Source organism: Halotia branconii CENA392, assembly GCF_029953635.1.
GTDB lineage: Bacteria > Cyanobacteriota > Cyanobacteriia > Cyanobacteriales > Nostocaceae > Halotia > Halotia branconii.
On the sequence record NZ_CP124543.1, the window covers coordinates 5433229 to 5451176 of the forward strand.

The following is a 17948-nucleotide window of genomic DNA, read 5'->3' on the forward strand; positions in this document are numbered from 1 at the left end:
GGGGCGTTTGCTCCTGAATTGGCCACGCAAAGTTTAGGCGTGGGGGAGCGTGGTTTTAGGCTTCACATCTGGGATGAGAAACTTAGACACAGAGAAGCTAGCCAAACTTATGACCCGCAAAAGCCAGAACTTCTGGCTAGTCTTCTGTTGTCTACGAAAGCAAGCATACTTGCTTTTTCTGGTTTATGTCAAGTGTGCTTGCTTTTTATCTTAAAATATGGCAAGAAAGAAAAGACCAACGAATCCTGAAGATATGCCTCCTTTGCAACTTCTAAGAGAGGCGGCTAACTTGACCCAGGCACAGCTAGCAAGCCGAATACCTGACAAAAGTAGAACAAAAACCTTAAGCCGACAAGTTATTAGCGGATGGGAAAGAGGTGAATATGAGCCAGAGTTAACAATTCCACAAGTCAAAGCATTGTGTCGGGCTTTGGGTGTATCTCTTGATGATCTACCCGATGACTTTGGCCCACCACAAACACCACTATTGCCACTGATATAAAAATCTAAAAGCCACCCTGACAACCTCTGGGTGGCTCCAAAACTACGCATATCAGGATTATGCCATTGAATTTGGAGCGCGATCGCCACTGACCACTGACAACTGACCAATGACAAATGAAACGAAAAATATCACTGACTTCAGAACTGGTAAACGCTCAAACTTTAGTTATGTATGAGTTAGAGCGATTTACTGACTATATCCGCAGCGTAGATCCAGAGTTAAACCCCAGCGAAGCCATAAAAATAACAGCATTCACATTGCATCAATTGCCAGCACTGTTTCAAGAAAACCCCGAACTGCTGGAGTCCCTAAAAGATATCACCAGACGAACTAAACTCAAGCGCGGTAGGCGCGATCGCCACTAATAAAGAAAAGCAAATAGCCGCCTAAAATTCCACTTTCCGGCGGCTACTCAACAAATTTCAACTAACATTATCATGCCACAAAATACGAATAAAATCAATCTTCCGTGGACGGAAGAACATGAAGCATTCTGTTACAAACACCATATTTGCCCCGCAGCTAAATCACTTTGGCAATGGCTAATGAGACAAGGCGAAATATCTGCTGAGGTAGAGCCAGACTTATCAGAATTTAATGCCACAGTAGCCAAATCACGAGGTAAAGGTTATTCCCACAACTATCTCAAACAAATATTTAACCAGCTAGTAGAACACAGAGTTATACAAATAGTTAAACAGTACAGTTGGAAGATATATAAGTTACTTGTAAGACCCCTCGAATGGTTGAAACCACCAAGAAAAAAACGAGAAAAAAACTTACAAAACCATAATTTTAGTGACACTTTAGACCCCTCAAAAGATAACTCTGTCGTTCCGGGGAATATACAGCAGCAGCATCCAGATCATGATATTAACAAACAGCTTCTCGAAGAAAAGGGTATTTATTTTAACGAGAATATTACCGAGGTATTAGATCGTCCTGTTAATGAGATCAGACTTTCTGTTTTAGTTTTTGATTTACGGGGAGGTTTTGATAAAATTCCTAACCCTGAAGGATTTATCCGTCAATGTTTGCGTGAGGAGTGGTGGTTAGAAAAGCGAAATTATTCTCGTATTCTCCAAATGTTTGGGAACTCTACAGAGTGGGATGAATTATTTCCCTCTGGATAATTCCTATGTATAAAAAAACCTGCCAAATTGGCAGGAGTTAATTAAACGCAAATTAATTATGACTGAACAATTAACACTGTTTAACTTTCCAGCAACGCAAACGATTAGACCACTCATTGATCCATATTGGGATGAAATCACCAAGCAACCAGATAACTATGTTGGGGCGCAAGTATCACACACAACACCAGTAGAATCGCTTGTTGGGGCGCAGGTATCACAGGGTACTAAAAAATCTGCGCCCCAACACGATACCCAATGGGTAGAGCGCTATTGGGTAGAAAGATCTCAAAATAAATATTGGTATTATCGATACTGCTGGATGGAAGGCCGCAAGAAGCAACGTGTATACATTGGTGCTGTGCATTCTTTAAAAGCCCAGCATAAAAAACAACTAGTAGAGGATGCGATCGCAGATGGACAATCACCCATCGAAATCAAACAGTTGCTCAGAAGCTATTAAAATTGACCGTCCACTATGCCCACGCTGCCAGGGTTTACAAGTTTACAAGAATGGCTCTAACATTTTGGTTGACGGGTCTATTGTCCAGCGCTGGTTTTGTCAGCAATGCCGCAAGACGTTTCAACCATCCGCCTAAACTTTAGTTTTGTTGTAGTCAAAATTTGACTATAAGTTTTTGACAAAATCTGTTAGAGAAATGCGATCGCAGTAAATAGGGTCAAAAGTTGCGATCGCATGAATGCCAAATTATTACTTGTGACATAAGGATATTGCGATCGCGCCACTTTGTCACAAATTTGGATAAACCTCATCGACCTCATCCCATGCCTGATTAGCGAGATTCTCCAAAGCCATAGCCAGCAACAGCGGATGATCGTATTCCCCGCGCTGCAAGCGGTCGAAAAATATCTCAATTTGCAGGAAGAGGATTTGCGGGTTCATAAAGTGGCGATCGCGTCCTTAACATCGTCATCGCTGACCTCGATGTAGCGAGACAAAACCTTTAAATCTGTGTGGCCAGTAGCTTTTTTAATAGTTGCAAGGCTGACACCTCGCTTTGCCAACTTGGTAATAAAACTCCGGCGGGTGCTGTGAGTGCTGATGCCTTTAGCAGCCAATCCAGCTTTTTCAACAGCACTACGCAAAATCATGTCAGCCCAGCGAAGCGAGATTGCCTTGTCTCCTGCGCGGTCGGGGAACAGCCAACAAGAATTTTTTTCTGGCTGATAAGCTGCTAAAGATTCATAAAGTACCGGATGTACAGGCACTTGACGAGTTTTTCGCTTTCCGTCAGGACTGGCCTTGCGAGTCCTGGCTCGAAAATTGATATACTCGCGTGGTGTATGGTCATCGTTATAAACATCGTTGACTTGCAATTGCACCAGCGCCCCCCAGCGCTCACCAGTGTACCAAGCCAGATCAAGAAGTAAGCGATATTTCCTACTTCTAATATGTTTGCGAATTTTGGCATAATCCGCTTCTGTCAAAATGGCTGCTTGTCCATTTCGGTTATTCTTCATTATTATTTTTCTCTGCTTCTGCATGTTCCGGTTTAACCAACTGCAATGGTTAAATCGGAATATTTCTAATTAATGGTATTAGCAATATTCGGCTTAATCTTAGTTGTAGCAATGGTTTCACGCCATCCGTAAATCTTCCGGTTCTACATAAAAGTAGAACATTTACATAAATATTGAAGCCGCATAAAACGGATTTATTTATTTCAAAATAAATCTGATTTATTAACATGGCAGAACCAACACTTGCCGCTGTCTTTGGAGCTAACGCTACTCAAGACGCGAATACGCTGACTATCTCAAAAGCTGATTTGACTGGTTTAACAGCTTCCGCCAATAACACAGCCGAAAGTTTGCTGGTGGCGATAATATTGCAAGCTAAACTTTCCCTGAATGCTACCAATTTTGATTCTAATATTGACCAATCTATTGTTGTCGATACGGGCTACACGAGTTTTATTACACGCGGCACTGATAACACCGGGTACAGGACTGACCAGCTAACAGTTTCCTTGAGCAAAGTTGATACAAACTCCACAATTAACCCGGATAACTATTGATAATGACACAATGTTTTCGTTTTTACGGCAAGGGAACTGACAACAACAATTACGAATTTTTTGCTTGTGGAGTCACAGCGGAATATAGAGCCAGGGACTCAAACACCGTCTACCTGTTTTTAGATGGTGTTAATATTGCTGGAACAAATTATTTCTATACATCTGCTACAGCACAAGTTAGCGCTGTAGCTAATGATAGCGCCACAACTGGTTACACAAAATTTGGTAATTGTAGCGCTTGTAACGCGGTTCCTTATGATTGCATAAATAATTCATGTGTCAAGAGCAATGTTTACGGGACTCCTGGCGAATATGACTCATTAGCTGAATGTCAAGCCGGCTGTGGCATGGTCAGCGGACAAACTTGCCCAGATCCGTTTAAATGTCTCGACCCTAACAATTACTGCCCTCCTGACATGGTTTGTATTGAGCAGGTCGAATACAACGAAATTAAAAGGTTAATAGGGTAATGCCGACTCCACCTGGGCAATCACTTATTAGTGATATGCAAAGCATTAAGGCACAATTAGCGGCACTCAGGTTTGAAGTTTCGGACGCTAAAAATTTAGCCGCCACTGCTTCTAACACTGCGAATACTGCTAGTAAAAACGCTAGTAATGCCCTTGGTAAAGCTGAATTAGCAGATGGCAATGCTAATAGAGCAAATAGGCTTGCTGGAGATGCTAATAATGCTGCTAAAGATGCCAACAATACAGCTAAAAATGCAAGCAGAAAAGCTGATAATGCTTTAAGTATTGGCAATGAAGCACAAGGCACAGCAAGGCAAGCGCGTAGTGTGGCCGACCGGGCTGAAATTATCGGCACAAAAGCAGATAGGGATGCAGTCGCTGCATTTGGACAGGCTAATAATGCAAGCGCTAGGGCAACAAAGGCTGCAAGTGATGCCGAATTAGCGAAAGGCTTATCCATTCAAGCGAAGGGAGTCGCACAAACCGCTACAACGGAAGCAAAGATAGCCAATGCCGTAGCCAAGGAAGCAAACGCGCTAAGTAAGGTTGCTCGTGGTGTAGCTGACAATGCGGTTGGCGTAGCAAAAGCAGCACAAAGGGCGATCAATATTGTAGACAACAAAATTGCTAGTGTTGTAGGACAAGTAGGGAAACTGGCTTCCAAAGTAGCTGACGTTGCTTTGGATGCAGCAGAAGCAATAGGCATTAGTCGCAAAGCTTTGACAACTGCTGGTAAGGTTGCTGGTGACTTATTAGGACTAGCCGCTAAAGTTGCAGCATTAGCTGGTACTGTTATTGAAATTTTGCAGTTGGTAGCATTTGCCGAGGCATTGGGTTCTCGAATTGATGCAATAGAGCGTGAGGTTACAGCTATTGGTGCTGATGTCTCCAACATCCTTGGTCGTTTGCTGCCAACGATTAGAGGAATAGCTAGAAACGCACTAGATGTTGCTAATTCGGTTCGTGGCGTGGCTGATTATGCCGTAAGTATTGGTAATTCCGCTAGTTCTCAAGCCAGTAGTGCCATATCACAAGCCAGACAGGCAATAGGTCAATCTGGGCAAGCCATTCTCGCCGCTAATGTAGCTCAAGGTGTAGCAAATTCTGCTTTGTCTACTGCTGTTACAGCTAATTCTCAGGCAGTAAAGGCTGCGGGAATTGCGATCGCCGCTGGTTCGGTTGCGACGACTGCAAATGTGACAGCTAACGCAGCTAACACTACTGCTACAGATGCTAAATCAACGGCTAAAACTGCCAATGAATCAGCAAGAAAAGCCCAGTCTACTGGGGATAATGCACTAAACAAAGCGTTAGAGGTAGCTGCGGGACTAGCTACGTTACTTGGGTTATATCAACTACTCAAAAACAAGCCGGGTATTCCTGGATTGCCGGGGAAAGATGGTCGAGACGGTAGACCAGGTAGAGACGGTGTTATTCAAACGATATTCGCTTATTTACCAGGTATACCTGGACAACCAGGTAGAGACGGAAGGGACGGCTTGAATGGATTTCCAGGTAGACCGGGTAGAGACGGACGCGATGGAGTAGATGCAGTGCCTTACAACGATTCAGGATTAAAAGCTTTTATAGCAGCTCAACATTCAGAAACTAGAACATCAATATTGGCTCCGATCATGGCATTGCTAGCCCCAATATTTGCTATTTGTAAGCAGATTTTAGATGCTGTTAGTCAATTTAGTAATGCCGCACAATTAGCACTACTAAATATTATCAATAACAAACTTGGCGATCAGCTTGTTGGTGGTATTGGTGGCAAACTTTCAAGAGTTGCTGATTGGTTACATCTTGATAGGGTATTAAATTTAATGATCGCCGCTGCAACCGTACACAATGCTTTGATGCTATCAAATGACATCGGTCAAACATTATTAGGTGCAATTAGTAACGTTCTTCAATTAATAGGATTAAAAAAAGAAGACGGCAGCGCGTTTGATTTAGGTAGTGTAATCTCTGGCAGTATTCAAAGTTTTATCACAGCTATTATTGGCACGGATAATTATACAGTTTTAAAAGAATCCTGGGCAAAAGCTAACAGAATATATCAAGCTTCAGTCAATATATTAAATGCCTTTCAGGGGTTAAGTAGTGCTATTTTAACCGGATTAGAAATGACTGCTGGTAAGGTTGCCAAAATAGGCAATGCGTTAAGAAAGTCCGGTGAGGTTTTGGAATCGGCTTACGGCTGGATGAATCCACAGCCAAAATTCAATCGTGTTACTCAAACTTTAGAAAGTCTACAGAATGGTGCTTCAACCATCCAAATGGTGACTCAAGCACCATTAGACATCATCAACGCGACTACTGAATTAACTAACGCAACTACAGAACTAACTAATGCAATTAAAGAAGATGACAAGCCAGAAAACAAAGGAAAACAATCACCGGAACCAGACCAATTAAAAGCAACTGAAACAAATGCCAAATTAGTTAGTGCTGCTTTTGAATTAATCGATTTAGATTTTGAACCAGATGAGAACTAAATATGCCATTACCAGATGATTTTAACGAATGGGAATTTTTGCAAGATACTGTTAGACGCTGGCACAACAAAGCTGTTACCCAGTGGTTCAAAAATCAACCAGTTGATGACATTTCCACGCCTAAACGAGCGTTACGTCATGCTTGTACCATGAAAGATGGAGATACTAGCACCATGACCATGATGAGGTTATGGCTATTTGAGGTTACAGCTGGGCATACGCAAAGCTTACAAACCCCCATTTACGGTATTCCTGTCACAGAATTACAACGAGACTTCAAGTTTAGACCACAAATTAAACTTTATTTCAAAGAACCGTACAGCTTTGAAAAACATGGTGATGGTACAGAACAAGTACGAGGAGAAATCAGTTTTAGAATCATGAATAAAACTGCTGAAACTATATCAAGGACTGATGCAGTTGAATATGCCCGTGAGATTAAAAACGAATTTGCTACTCCTCCATTAATTTGGAAGAAAGGCAAATACAAGTGTACGTATTTAGATTTAGATAATGGGTTTGATTTACGTTTATTGTGCGTATCCAAAACAGAAGGAATTTCTACTGTTCAATCAATATTAAAAATTGTAGACAAGACTTACAACGATAATAATTTTCAATTTATAGAAAATACTAAAGAATTTCCTGCCAACCCAGGCACACATCGGGTTTATGGCAGAACAGTTAAAAAATTTCGGCAACGTCCTACCGCTGACGTGAAATTTACCCACGCTCAATTGCTTATCCCTGGACAAGTCAAACCGGTTAACTTAGTCGGTCTGAACGGACGCTTAAGAAGCGTGATAGAAAATGTCACCGCGGCTTAAACATTCCAATTCTTTTTCGGGAAGTATACTTGTCGCTGGTTCAATTCTTCCCAAAACACGCTGTTAGCCTGGGTATAAAGTTTGTAAAAAATCAAACCATACAGGAAGACATGGGTAAGTATTCTGATATTAGGCGTGGGAAAGAACTTAATGAGGCTTTAACTAAACTACGGGCATGGGAAGACCTCAGCCGCGATGCAAAGCAAACATTATATAAAGGACAGCGCGGATCTTCAGTGAAAGTTAATGCTAACCGCGTGAAAGGATATGTTGAATCTTTTGGACTAGTCGGTAGAATATACCTTCCAACTAGACTGCTTTCAAGCACTCAGACAACTCAAGCTGCATTAATTAATACAGTCCGAACTGCGGCGGCGGCATCTAGCAGAACTCATGATGTTGGATTTACTGTGCCTACTGGCGGGGTTTTGTTAGATGGATTAAAAGGATACAAGCCAGCAAAGCTGTCGCTAACAGATCGTGGCACTGAGGTTGCTGATAACAAGTCACGCATCACTAATATCGAATACAAGCGATACGACAATAAAACTGTTTCGTCTCCTTTTGGTGCGGGAACAGATACAGAAACCTATCAAGCTGCTGTTACCGATATCAAAGGACAATCAGCTATTGAAACCTTTTTGCAATCAACAGGAAACCGAATTGCATTTACGCCTGAGATTCTCTAATGAGTGAAATATTAGTACTGCCTGAAGATCGGCGCGATCTATTAATGGTGTCTGCCGAAGAAATGCGAGACATCGATGGCATGATCATCATCAATCAAGCTGGTGCTGATTGGCTCTCAGGCAAGCTTGATACAGGTACTTATTTTGATACTCTCGACCACTTTGGAATTGACCCCTATCAGCACGTTAAACCTGTTGAAGAATTAGCTTTTAACCAAGTTGTCAGTTACGAACTTTTTTTATGAGGGAATTACAGCTTGGTAATTCTAGTAATTGGGAAATTATTCATAATGCCAATGTATCGGCAGTAATACTATCAAAAGAAGGGGGCGGATATAAATCCGTTCCCATTCCTGAAATTTCAATTGCTGTATTATTAGATGTTTTTGTTTTAGCAGTTCGAGTTTCTACTATTGTTCCAGAAGGAAGAACATGGAGATTTGCTGGTCACATTAAGCAATCCGTTAGTACAGGAATTTCAGCTTTTGATAATCAAGATGCCAGTTTTAATACAAAACGACCTTTATTTTTAGACAAAATAAATCTTGTTTTGTATCCCAAAATCTCTACTAACTACAGCGTTTCTATCAAACTCCCTGATTGGTTTGAAAATGCTGGGGTTGCTGTTTGGAGATATACGGGAATTGACCAAGACGCTGATTTGACAAGAATTGAAGCGAAAATTGATGCTCTTTGAATGAATACTACAAAGTCAGTAATGGCTGTTAGTTCAACTAACAGCCCAGGAGTCGTAATTACTTTAGAATCTACAGGTATATTTTTAGGGATACTTGTTAGTGGCTCTGTCTTGGCTGGTGTAGCAATTAGCGTAATTAGCAAAATGAATCGGATTTCATTTTTAGTTAATCAAATTCAAGAGACACTAAAAAATCACGCTAGTAATGCTGAAAAAATTAAGGATCTAGACAAAAGATTTGATATTCACCTGCAAGACTACATCAACCATAAGGATGCTACTTTATTAGCACTAAATGGCAACGATGAAAAAATTGACCACAAATGGGAGCGAACAGAAGAATTATTTAAAGAAATAAAGGTGGAGATCAAAGAACTCCAGCAGTTTCTTCAAAAGCAGCAAAATTTTAAAATTAGGGAGTAGTTGTAAATGTCCTCGAAAACCTTAGATCGCATTACGACAATTCTCGGTTTGGTTGCCGGAACCTCTAGTATACTGGGCGGTGCTGGAATCATCGGCGGCAACACTGCCCAAATTGTCACAGGCGTTGCTACTGCCATCCTTGGCTATTTGGTGCAGCGTCCGGCAGATGATAAAGCATGACTACAGAAGCGGAAAAAATTTGGCGACACGCCAAAGAGCTACAGCAAGCAGCCGAACTATTAGTAATTTGCTGCCAAGCTCACCCTCAAGAGTTGGATTACTTAAGATTTAACTTTGAAGCTGTAACTAGCCAGTACACGCAATTAGAAAAATTGTTTTCTGGGGATTCTCAGTAAATCTTGAGTTTATTACTCCTAAAGACGGCAAACACCACTTTGACATTACGGTTCACCCCAATAGCTGAGGGTATTAATTCTCATACATTAGACAAAGTGAAAGCAAATCAATCCATGAACCAACTAGAAACATCATTTAATTTAACCGTAACCGTCCCCGTCCAGGTTCGGAAAACCACCCTTCATGGAATGGCTATCACTGAAGCTCTCAGTATATATATATCAGCATAACCTGGGGTTCAAATCCCAGCGAAGCCAAACCAAAGGTTATTCATGCTGAACTGACGACTTTTTCAACCAGTTGGTTCAAAAATTAGTCCTTTATAATCCCATTCATTCATTTAGTAGTTATACGGAGCCAGCACTTAAAATGGCAAAAGTAGTTGGAATTGACTTAGGTACAACGAACTCCTGCGTAGCAGTTATGGAAGGTGGTAAACCCACGGTTATTGCTAACGCAGAAGGTTTTCGGACAACACCATCTGTGGTTGCATTCGCCAAAAATGGCGACAACTTAGTTGGTCAAATCGCCAAGCGCCAAGCGGTGATGAACCCTGAAAATACGTTTTACTCTGTCAAACGCTTTATTGGTCGCCGCTACGACGAAGTTGGTAACGAGTCTACAGAAGTTTCCTACAAAGTCCTCAGCAGTAACGGTAATGTCAAGCTAGATTGTCCCATAGCTGGTAAACCGTTTGCACCTGAAGAAATTTCTGCAAAAGTCCTCCGCAAATTAGTTGAAGACGCAAGCAAATACCTTGGTGAAACTGTAACTCAAGCAGTAATTACAGTTCCGGCATATTTCAACGACTCTCAGCGCCAAGCAACAAAAGACGCTGGTAAGATTGCAGGTATTGAAGTTCTGCGGATTATCAACGAGCCGACTGCTGCTTCTTTGGCTTACGGCTTTGATAAAAAGAGTAACGAAACCATCCTTGTATTTGACTTGGGTGGCGGTACTTTCGACGTATCAGTCTTAGAAGTCGGTGACGGAGTATTTGAAGTACTAGCGACATCTGGTGATACCCACTTGGGCGGTGACGACTTCGATAAAAAAATAGTTGACTTTTTAGCAGAAAAGTTTAAAAAAGACGAAGGTATTGAACTACGCAAAGACAGACAAGCCTTACAACGTCTGACTGAAGCCGCAGAAAAAGCAAAAATTGAGCTTTCTAGCGTTACCCAAGCGGAAATCAACCTGCCGTTTATCACTGCTACCCAGGATGGCCCTAAGCACCTGGATACGACCTTAACTCGCGCCAAGTTTGAAGAACTTTGCTCTGACTTAATTGACCGTTGCCGCATCCCCGTGGAAAATGCCCTCCGGGATGCCAAATTAAGCAAAGGCGATATTGACGAAGTAGTACTAGTTGGTGGTTCTACCCGTATTCCCGCAGTACAACAAGTTGTCAAACAGGTATTAGGTAAAGACCCCAACCAAAGCGTTAACCCTGATGAAGTTGTGGCAGTTGGTGCAGCCATTCAAGCGGGTGTACTAGCAGGTGATGTCACAGGTATTCTCTTATTAGACGTAACTCCACTTTCCTTGGGTGTAGAAACCTTAGGCGGTGTGATGACCAAAATTATTCCCCGCAACACGACAATTCCTACCAAGAAATCGGAAGTATTTTCGACTGCGGTAGATGGTCAAAGCAACGTAGAAATTCATGTGCTTCAAGGTGAACGCGAATTTGGCAACGACAATAAGAGTTTAGGAACCTTCCGCCTAGACGGCATTCCTCCAGCACCACGCGGTGTACCTCAAATTGAAGTTACCTTTGATATTGATGCCAATGGTATCCTCAATGTCACCGCTAAGGATAAAGGTACTGGTAAAGAACAGTCCATCAGTATTACTGGCGCTTCCACCTTGGATAAATCCGACGTTGACCGGATGGTTCGAGAAGCAGAACAAAATGCTTCTACTGATAAAGAACGACGTGAAAAAATTGAACGCAAGAACCAAGCAGAAACCTTGGCATACCAAGCCGAGAAACAGCTACAAGAATTGGGAGATAAAGTTCCCGAAGCTGATAAGACTAAGGTCGATGGCTTGGTGGCAGAACTGAAGGATGCAATTGCCAAAGAAGATGATGAGCAGATTAAGAAACTGTCTCCAGAACTACAACAAGCATTATTTGCTATTGGTAGCAATATCTATCAACAAGCTGGTGGTGATGCTGCTGCTGGTGCTGGCCCAGATTCTCAAGATAGCGGTTCTACATCCTCTAGCAGTGGTGATGATGTAATTGACGCTGATTTTACTGAAAGCAAGTAATTTATTATTCTGTAGGGAATATTACCTTTTCCCTAACTTAATATTACCCATCCAGGTCAATACTTGGATGGGAATTTTTTTATTGAAAGCGCCAAGAAACTCCATCGCTTCATAGGCGGTTAAAACAGTGATAACTGATAACTGATAGCTTCTTCCCCATACCCCATGCCCTTGTGGACAAAGTTTTTGATTTGACTGCCAATTAGGAACACAGCATTGCTTTACTTCTTATAAAATCAATAGAGGCGATGTTTAACGACAAGAAACAAAGCTTCTACAATTCCCCAAAATCTATCAAGGGAAGCAGTGCAGGTATGGTGTAGAGGACTTTTCTCATGGTTTAGGTATAATGTCCGACTATCTTTGAATCTTGTGAACATCAAAACAATTCTTCTTAGTGTATTCTTACTTGCGACTAATGCTTCTGTCCAAGCTGTATATCCCCCATCTCACTCAGCAAATATTATCCCTCCATCGCCAAAAAGAGAATTTAGAGGTGCTTGGATTGCCAGTGTCGCCAACATCGATTGGCCTTCCCGACCCAATTCAACTACTGAGCAACAACAGGCAGAATTAATTAAAATATTTGACGAGGCAGTCAAATTAAAGCTCAACGCCGTAATTCTCCAAGTACGTCCTGCTTGTGACGCGCTTTACCCGTCACCCTACGAACCTTGGTCGGAATACTTAACTGGCAAAATGGGTCAAGCACCACAACCTTATTATGATCCTTTAGCTTTTGCCGTTAAAGAAGCACATCAACGAGGTTTAGAATTACACGCTTGGTTTAATCCCTATCGCGCTCATCATTCCTCAGCAAAATCATTCATTTCCCCAAACCACATTAGTAAGACTCATCCAGAATTAGTTAGAAAATATGGCAAGTATCTCTGGTTAGACCCTGGAGAAAAAGCAGTTCAAGAATACTCGCTCAAAGTCATTATGGATGTTGTCAGTCGATATGATATTGATGGGGTGCATATTGACGACTACTTTTATCCTTATCCAGAACGAAATCAGCAACATCATTTAATTGATTTTCCCGATGAACCCAGCTGGCAAGCATATCTGCATTCAGGAGGAAAACAAAGCCGTGATGATTGGCGGCGAGAAAATATCAACACATTTATTCAGCGTTTGTACCAGACTATTAAAGCCTCTAAGCCTTGGGTAAAAGTTGGAATTAGTCCCTTTGGAGTTTGGCAGCCTGGTTATCCCCAACAAGTTGTTAGTCGCAGTAATTCACATGCTTTTAACGCTTACAGACAGATATATGCTGATTCCCGCAAATGGTTACAAAACGGCTGGTTAGACTACCTAGCTCCCCAACTATATTGGAAAATCGAGCAAACCGAACAAAGTTATCCTGTCCTGTTGAAATGGTGGTTAGAACAAAATACCCAAGGTAGACATATTTGGCCAGGAATGTTTACCAGTCGTGTCGCTGATCATAGTTCTAAAGCTTGGTCTGCTAATGAAATTGTCTATCAAATTAAAACTACACGAGGCTATTTGGGGGCGAGTGGCAATGTTCACTATAGTATGAAACCCTTAATGCAAAATCGTGGCGGCATTTCTGACTTATTGACAAAAGATGCTTACCTAACTCCCGCTTTAGTGCCAGCTTCGCCGTGGTTAGATAAAACTCCACCCGGTAAACCCGATTTAAGTATTCAAAAAGATGCAACTGGAAATACAATTCGACTCAATTGGAAACCCACAGGTAAAGAAATAGTATCGTCTTGGGTTGTGCAGACCAAAATAGGAAATGAATGGACAACGAATATTTTACCTGTGGGACAAACTTCGTCGGTGTTATCTAACACTCAGGTTGAGGATGTGGCTGTTTCTGCTGTAACTCGCTATGGCATTCAAGGCACAAGTGCTGTTGTAGAAGTGCAAAAGAATTATGTCAAAAAAGCTGATGAAAACACTCGTGTAGGAGTATTAAAGGCTCGTTAATCGAGTTCAAAGCCTCATTAACGGAGTTCGGAAGCTCATTAATCGAGTTTAAAGCCTTATTAACGGAGTTGGGAAGCTCGTTAATCGAGTTCAAAGCCTCATTAACGGAGTTGGGAAGCTCATTAATCGAGTTCAAAGCCTCATTAACGGAGTTGGGAAGCTCATTAATCGAGTTCAAAGCCTCATTAACGGAGTTGGGAAGCTCATTAATCGAGTTCAAAGCCTCATTAACGGAGTTGGGAAGCTCAACTCTTCAAAATTTTGCTGCTTGGGTTTATAGTATGCCCTTTAGTGTTGAGAAAATAAGGACTAAAGTCCTTACCCTTTGGGTGACGCTCCTGCGTCGCTCTAAGCGAAGCTATGCCGCAGGCTTTACGCTGCGCTAACGTTATACCATTTCACGAAATTATTGATACAAATTACTTTTCTTACTCCCCCTGCCTCCTCTGCTTCCCCTGCTTCCCCTGCTTGCCCAAATGTATCAACTTTAAAGTGAAACGGTATTAGTCGCTCATGGGGGAAACCACGCCAGTTCCTACAAGTCGGGAAACCCGCCCAACGCACTGCTTCACCGCGCTAACTCACTACGAACTTAAGTTCAAAATTATTATTTAGCTCAAAAGGACGCTACGGTTCTAAACTAGTTAATTATTGATCTTACTGCTTTCAAAATACTGTCCATGCAACTCCTGAAAACAATCGACAAAGATTTTGAGATTAGATTCAAAAACCTTGTGAGCGATCGCCGGGAAGCTACAGTTGATGTTAGTGGAACAGTACGAGATATTCTCGCTGATGTAAAAATACGAAAAGACGCAGCAGTTAAGGACTATACTAGCCGTTTTGATCGTTACGATCTCCAGTCTTTGCGTTTAAGCGAAAGCTTAATTGCCAAACACGCAGCCCAATGTCCAACCGATGTCAAAGCTGCCCTAGAACTAGCAGCCGAAAGAATTGGGGCTTTTCACAACAAACAATTACCCCAAGATATTGGCTATACCGATGCAGTGGGCGTAAAACTTGGTTTAAACTGGGTAGCCTTATCGCAAGTGGGAATTTACGTTCCAGGAGGACGGGCTAGCTATCCTAGTTCTGTGCTGATGAATGCCCTCCCTGCTAAAATTGCCGGGGTGGAAAGAATTGTGATGACAGTACCCACACCCCGCGGCGAAATTAATCCGGCAGTATTGGCAGCTGCCCAAATTGCTGGTGTTACAGAAATATATAGCATTGGTGGAGCGCAAGCGATCGCGGCTTTGGCTTATGGTACAGAAAGTATCACCCCTGTAGATAAAATTGTCGGCCCTGGTAATGCCTATGTTGCCGAAGCTAAACGTCAAGTATTTGGCACTGTTGGCATTGATAGCATCGCCGGGCCTTCCGAAATTCTGGTGGTAGCCGATAACCAAAACAATCCAGATTGGATTGCTTGGGATTTACTATCCCAAGCAGAACACGATCCTAGCGCCCAGTCAATTCTAATTACTGATTCTGAAACCTTTGCTCAACAAGTAATCGCAGCCATTGAGCAAATTCTCACAACTCTACCTACCAAAGAAGTTGCTAGTGCTAGTTGGCAAAAGCATGGCGCGGTAATTATTGTTAATGATTTAGCTCAAAGTATCCCACTGCTTAATCAATTGGCTCCAGAACATCTAGAATTGTGTATAAATAATCCGCAATTGTTGGCCAGTCAAATTAAGTGTGCTGGTAGCGTATTTTTAGGACGCTATACCCCAGAAGCAATTGGTGATTATTTAGGAGGGCCTAACCATGTACTACCCACTGCCCGTTCTGCCCGCTTTGCTTCTGGCTTGAGTGTCTACGATTTTCTCAAGCGAATTACTTATTTGGAATGCAATCAACAAGCATTGCAGACAATAGGCCAAGCAGCCATCACTTTAGCCCAAGCAGAAGGTTTACCTGCTCATGCTGGCAGTGTATCTGTGCGTCTGCCTTGAGTTGCGAATGTACATTACCCTCTCCTCATGGGATTGAGGAAAGGGCAACATTAAATCTGGTAAGGATTCAGATTAAATTTCTGACGCAGTAAGGAGTTTTCTCCATCTGTTTATTCAGATTGAATCGGGTTATCTTGCGGATTAACCAACCTCAGTAGCTTTTGCTTAATTTGAGAATCGTAGACTTCCCATTTCATTTTTGCATAGGTAGGATTTTCGTTGCTGCCTGACAAGAAACCCATCGGAATTTCAAAACCTCCGGCGCTGGTACGTCCACCGCCAAAAAAGCGCCCGGTGCTATCTTGGCCAAAGGCTTCCTTAATGAACTCATCGGGGTCAAGGGTGAGTTTAGTAGTTCTTAAGGAGCCAATAACTACTTCTAGTTCATCATCTTCATCGTGAACAATACCGTAAACTACTGCGGTGTGGACGTTTTCTTCTGTAACTAGAAAGTCTGCTGCTTGGGGAATAGCGTCGCGGTCATCGTAGCGTAGATAACCAACCCCAGCAATAGAAAAGTTATTTTGCACAATACGATTTTTTAGCGATCGCTCGATTACATCCATCACCCGCTTAGAACGATTTGCCTGTAAAATCGCGTTTAGCAGTTGAGCATCATAAAATCGACTTAGATAAGCAGCAGCCATAAAGTCGTCTTCTTGCGCTTGCATCAGCCGATTAGTATCTGATCGCAAGCCATGCATCAGTGCAGTAGCACATTTGACGTGTTGACCAATGCTACTATCTAAGGTTAATAAACCTGCTTGAAGATACTGGGTAAAAATCGTTGCAGTTGCTCGTACATAAGGACGCACATCTACAAACTCTGATTTTAGTTCCGCCTGTAAACTGTGATGGTCAATAACTGCTATCAGGGGAATACCTGCTTGCTGCACCGATGCTAGTAGCTGACTTGTAGTTCCTTGGTTATCTATTAACACGAAACCTTGATAACATGACAAATCTTTGCTTTTTAAGCTTTGTAGTGTCCAGCGTTGAGCAGGTAAACCAGTCAGCTTGACCAAAGCGATATTTTCTTGGTGGCTTAAAGTCCCAGCGTAAATAATTTCACATTTAATATCGTATTGCTGAGCAATTAACTGGTAAGTCCAAGCACAAGAAAGCGCGTCAGGATCAGGAAAATCTTGTAAAATTATCAACTGACGATCATGTTGATGGTTTAAAAAAGTCTTTTGTAGTTCTTCTGACTTCTGAAAAGCCAAGGAATTGCTACGCTGACCGATATAAACACTTGCTCCTTCGCCCGTAGATGACAAGGATGGTCTGGTGGATGGTGCTTCCACTGCTTCTTGATCTGTATCACCATCCTCAGGGTTAAGCTCTGTGGTCAATGACAAACGCTTAGACTGCTTAAGAGAAGAATTCAATTGCATGGGGAACATCTTTGATAAATGTGAAGCTCCATTGATTTGTTGAGAAATATTACAACCAGCATTTTACTGATTTAGCTACACACTCTGATCTTCGCAGAAATATAGAACTCTGTGGATACACATCTAGGTCTATATTTTTATCCAGAAAATTCTGTCAACAATTTGCCAAATTCCATCAGAATGTATACTAAGTGCTAAAAAAAAGACTATTGGTTCCTCGGACTCCATCTCAAGGGGATATAAATCTTTGTATTCTCTGTTGAAAATTAAACAAGGCTGTTATTCAAAGCTATGGGTTCATATCAGACTGAACGAAATTGAAAGCTAAGGAAAATATAAGGTTTGTCGTTTGCTTAGTACTCTTAACCAAAGATACTTTTTTATAATCCCCAAATTTATCACATTGGGGCGTAATTTTAAATTCATACTCCACTTCATGCCTCAGTTGACAGATGTATGCGGTCAATCGTCTTTTATTTTGACGACTATGGATAAATTTATAATTATTTATATCTTTAACTAAAAGGGTACTTTTTGCATCTACCTAAACAATTATGAACATTTAGAAGCAAATTTTAGGTTGCATCTAGTTTTTTACAAAATAGTGAGATATGATCAGAGGCTGTTGATTAGCTTAACAAGATGTTTGCATACTGCGATCGCAGCCAATGATTAATAAACTATATCAACAAACAGAAGATATCCTTTAGCCC

22 protein-coding genes are annotated in these 17948 nt (G+C 41.7%); 18 read left to right on the forward strand and 4 right to left on the reverse strand.

Going from position 1 to position 17948, the window contains the following annotated elements; all coding sequences use genetic code 11:
- Positions 1-217: 217 nt before the first annotated feature.
- From QI031_RS23845 to QI031_RS31780, 5 genes are all read left to right on the forward strand, one after another.
- Positions 218-502, forward strand: coding sequence for a helix-turn-helix transcriptional regulator (locus QI031_RS23845; RefSeq protein ID WP_281482082.1), 285 nt, complete (start codon positions 218-220; stop codon positions 500-502).
- A 116-nt stretch (positions 503-618) separates the two neighbouring features.
- A complete protein-coding gene (locus tag QI031_RS23850) occupies positions 619-870 on the forward strand; it encodes a hypothetical protein (RefSeq protein WP_281482083.1) in 252 nt (83 codons plus the stop codon).
- Between the two features lie 72 nt (positions 871-942).
- Positions 943-1638, forward strand: a complete 696-nt coding sequence (locus QI031_RS23855; RefSeq protein ID WP_281482084.1) for a hypothetical protein — start codon at positions 943-945, stop codon at positions 1636-1638.
- Between the two features lie 58 nt (positions 1639-1696).
- Positions 1697-2101: a DUF4102 domain-containing protein gene (locus tag QI031_RS23860; protein WP_281482085.1), complete on the forward strand. Its 405-nt coding sequence runs from the start codon at positions 1697-1699 to the stop codon at positions 2099-2101.
- The gene (locus tag QI031_RS31780; RefSeq protein ID WP_425525986.1) at positions 2055-2237 is read left to right on the forward strand and encodes an IS1/IS1595 family N-terminal zinc-binding domain-containing protein; all 183 of its coding nucleotides are present in this window, start codon (positions 2055-2057) and stop codon (positions 2235-2237) included. The genes QI031_RS23860 and QI031_RS31780 overlap by 47 nt, the downstream gene beginning before the upstream one ends.
- 52 nt (positions 2238-2289) lie before the next feature.
- Here QI031_RS31780 and QI031_RS23865 read toward each other — a convergent pair whose 3' ends face one another.
- The 3 genes from QI031_RS23865 to QI031_RS23875 are packed head-to-tail and all read right to left on the reverse strand — an operon-like array spanning position 2290 to position 3120.
- Positions 2290-2412, reverse strand: coding sequence for a hypothetical protein (locus QI031_RS23865; RefSeq protein WP_281482086.1), 123 nt, complete (start codon positions 2410-2412; stop codon positions 2290-2292).
- The gene (locus QI031_RS23870; RefSeq protein WP_281482087.1) at positions 2390-2542 is read right to left on the reverse strand and encodes a hypothetical protein; all 153 of its coding nucleotides are present in this window, start codon (positions 2540-2542) and stop codon (positions 2390-2392) included. Before QI031_RS23870 ends, QI031_RS23865 begins: the two co-directional genes overlap by 23 nt.
- Entirely contained in the window at positions 2539-3120 is a 582-nt protein-coding gene (locus QI031_RS23875; RefSeq protein WP_281482088.1) for a tyrosine-type recombinase/integrase, read from the reverse strand. Before QI031_RS23875 ends, QI031_RS23870 begins: the two co-directional genes overlap by 4 nt.
- Before the next feature lie 227 nt (positions 3121-3347).
- On the opposite strand from QI031_RS23875, the gene QI031_RS23880 reads away from it, so the two are divergent.
- From QI031_RS23880 to hisD, 13 genes are all read left to right on the forward strand, one after another.
- Positions 3348-3677 (forward strand): hypothetical protein, encoded by a 330-nt coding sequence (locus QI031_RS23880; protein WP_281482089.1) that lies wholly within the window; start codon positions 3348-3350, stop codon positions 3675-3677.
- Between the two features lie 2 nt (positions 3678-3679).
- Entirely contained in the window at positions 3680-4147 is a 468-nt protein-coding gene (locus QI031_RS23885; protein WP_281482090.1) for a hypothetical protein, read from the forward strand.
- Positions 4147-6648: a hypothetical protein gene (locus QI031_RS23890; protein WP_281482091.1), complete on the forward strand. Its 2502-nt coding sequence runs from the start codon at positions 4147-4149 to the stop codon at positions 6646-6648. The genes QI031_RS23885 and QI031_RS23890 overlap by 1 nt, the downstream gene beginning before the upstream one ends.
- Before the next feature lie 2 nt (positions 6649-6650).
- On the forward strand, positions 6651-7475 hold the full coding sequence (locus QI031_RS23895; RefSeq protein WP_281482092.1) for a hypothetical protein: 825 nt from the start codon (positions 6651-6653) through the stop codon (positions 7473-7475).
- A 110-nt stretch (positions 7476-7585) separates the two neighbouring features.
- Positions 7586-8164, forward strand: a complete 579-nt coding sequence (locus tag QI031_RS23900) for a hypothetical protein (RefSeq protein ID WP_281482093.1) — start codon at positions 7586-7588, stop codon at positions 8162-8164.
- Complete coding sequence (locus QI031_RS23905) at positions 8164-8409, forward strand: hypothetical protein (RefSeq protein WP_281482094.1); 246 nt, start codon at positions 8164-8166, stop codon at positions 8407-8409. Before QI031_RS23900 ends, QI031_RS23905 begins: the two co-directional genes overlap by 1 nt.
- Positions 8406-8861: a hypothetical protein gene (locus QI031_RS23910; RefSeq protein ID WP_281482095.1), complete on the forward strand. Its 456-nt coding sequence runs from the start codon at positions 8406-8408 to the stop codon at positions 8859-8861. Before QI031_RS23905 ends, QI031_RS23910 begins: the two co-directional genes overlap by 4 nt.
- Entirely contained in the window at positions 8862-9284 is a 423-nt protein-coding gene (locus tag QI031_RS23915; RefSeq protein ID WP_281482096.1) for a hypothetical protein, read from the forward strand.
- Positions 9285-9290: 6 nt separating this feature from the next.
- On the forward strand, positions 9291-9464 hold the full coding sequence (locus QI031_RS23920) for a hypothetical protein (RefSeq protein WP_281482097.1): 174 nt from the start codon (positions 9291-9293) through the stop codon (positions 9462-9464).
- Complete coding sequence (locus QI031_RS23925) at positions 9461-9640, forward strand: hypothetical protein (protein ID WP_281482098.1); 180 nt, start codon at positions 9461-9463, stop codon at positions 9638-9640. The genes QI031_RS23920 and QI031_RS23925 overlap by 4 nt, the downstream gene beginning before the upstream one ends.
- Positions 9641-10010: 370 nt before the next feature.
- Positions 10011-11918: a molecular chaperone DnaK gene (gene dnaK / locus QI031_RS23930; protein ID WP_281482099.1), complete on the forward strand. Its 1908-nt coding sequence runs from the start codon at positions 10011-10013 to the stop codon at positions 11916-11918.
- A 372-nt stretch (positions 11919-12290) separates the two neighbouring features.
- Positions 12291-13880, forward strand: a complete 1590-nt coding sequence (locus QI031_RS23935) for a glycoside hydrolase family 10-like protein (protein WP_281482100.1) — start codon at positions 12291-12293, stop codon at positions 13878-13880.
- Between the two features lie 680 nt (positions 13881-14560).
- A complete protein-coding gene (gene hisD, locus QI031_RS23940; protein ID WP_281482101.1) occupies positions 14561-15841 on the forward strand; it encodes a histidinol dehydrogenase in 1281 nt (426 codons plus the stop codon).
- Positions 15842-15951: 110 nt separating this feature from the next.
- Here the strand turns inward: hisD and QI031_RS23945 are convergent, their stop codons facing one another.
- Entirely contained in the window at positions 15952-17235 is a 1284-nt protein-coding gene (locus QI031_RS23945; RefSeq protein WP_281482102.1) for a DHH family phosphoesterase, read from the reverse strand.
- Positions 17236-17948: the final 713 nt, after the last annotated feature.

Coding starts and splice junctions, on each gene's coding strand:
- QI031_RS23845 (WP_281482082.1), top strand. CDS start 218: ATGGCAAGAAAGAAAAGACCAACGAATCCTGAAGATATGCCTCCTTTG.
- QI031_RS23850 (WP_281482083.1), top strand. CDS start 619: ATGAAACGAAAAATATCACTGACTTCAGAACTGGTAAACGCTCAAACT.
- QI031_RS23855 (WP_281482084.1), top strand. CDS start 943: ATGCCACAAAATACGAATAAAATCAATCTTCCGTGGACGGAAGAACAT.
- QI031_RS23860 (WP_281482085.1), top strand. CDS start 1,697: ATGACTGAACAATTAACACTGTTTAACTTTCCAGCAACGCAAACGATT.
- QI031_RS31780 (WP_425525986.1), top strand. CDS start 2,055: ATGGACAATCACCCATCGAAATCAAACAGTTGCTCAGAAGCTATTAAA.
- QI031_RS23865 (WP_281482086.1), bottom strand. CDS start 2,412: ATGAGGTTTATCCAAATTTGTGACAAAGTGGCGCGATCGCAATATCCT.
- QI031_RS23870 (WP_281482087.1), bottom strand. CDS start 2,542: ATGAACCCGCAAATCCTCTTCCTGCAAATTGAGATATTTTTCGACCGC.
- QI031_RS23875 (WP_281482088.1), bottom strand. CDS start 3,120: ATGAAGAATAACCGAAATGGACAAGCAGCCATTTTGACAGAAGCGGAT.
- QI031_RS23880 (WP_281482089.1), top strand. CDS start 3,348: ATGGCAGAACCAACACTTGCCGCTGTCTTTGGAGCTAACGCTACTCAA.
- QI031_RS23885 (WP_281482090.1), top strand. CDS start 3,680: ATGACACAATGTTTTCGTTTTTACGGCAAGGGAACTGACAACAACAAT.
- QI031_RS23890 (WP_281482091.1), top strand. CDS start 4,147: ATGCCGACTCCACCTGGGCAATCACTTATTAGTGATATGCAAAGCATT.
- QI031_RS23895 (WP_281482092.1), top strand. CDS start 6,651: ATGCCATTACCAGATGATTTTAACGAATGGGAATTTTTGCAAGATACT.
- QI031_RS23900 (WP_281482093.1), top strand. CDS start 7,586: ATGGGTAAGTATTCTGATATTAGGCGTGGGAAAGAACTTAATGAGGCT.
- QI031_RS23905 (WP_281482094.1), top strand. CDS start 8,164: ATGAGTGAAATATTAGTACTGCCTGAAGATCGGCGCGATCTATTAATG.
- QI031_RS23910 (WP_281482095.1), top strand. CDS start 8,406: ATGAGGGAATTACAGCTTGGTAATTCTAGTAATTGGGAAATTATTCAT.
- QI031_RS23915 (WP_281482096.1), top strand. CDS start 8,862: ATGAATACTACAAAGTCAGTAATGGCTGTTAGTTCAACTAACAGCCCA.
- QI031_RS23920 (WP_281482097.1), top strand. CDS start 9,291: ATGTCCTCGAAAACCTTAGATCGCATTACGACAATTCTCGGTTTGGTT.
- QI031_RS23925 (WP_281482098.1), top strand. CDS start 9,461: ATGACTACAGAAGCGGAAAAAATTTGGCGACACGCCAAAGAGCTACAG.
- dnaK (WP_281482099.1), top strand. CDS start 10,011: ATGGCAAAAGTAGTTGGAATTGACTTAGGTACAACGAACTCCTGCGTA.
- hisD (WP_281482101.1), top strand. CDS start 14,561: ATGCAACTCCTGAAAACAATCGACAAAGATTTTGAGATTAGATTCAAA.
- QI031_RS23945 (WP_281482102.1), bottom strand. CDS start 17,235: ATGCAATTGAATTCTTCTCTTAAGCAGTCTAAGCGTTTGTCATTGACC.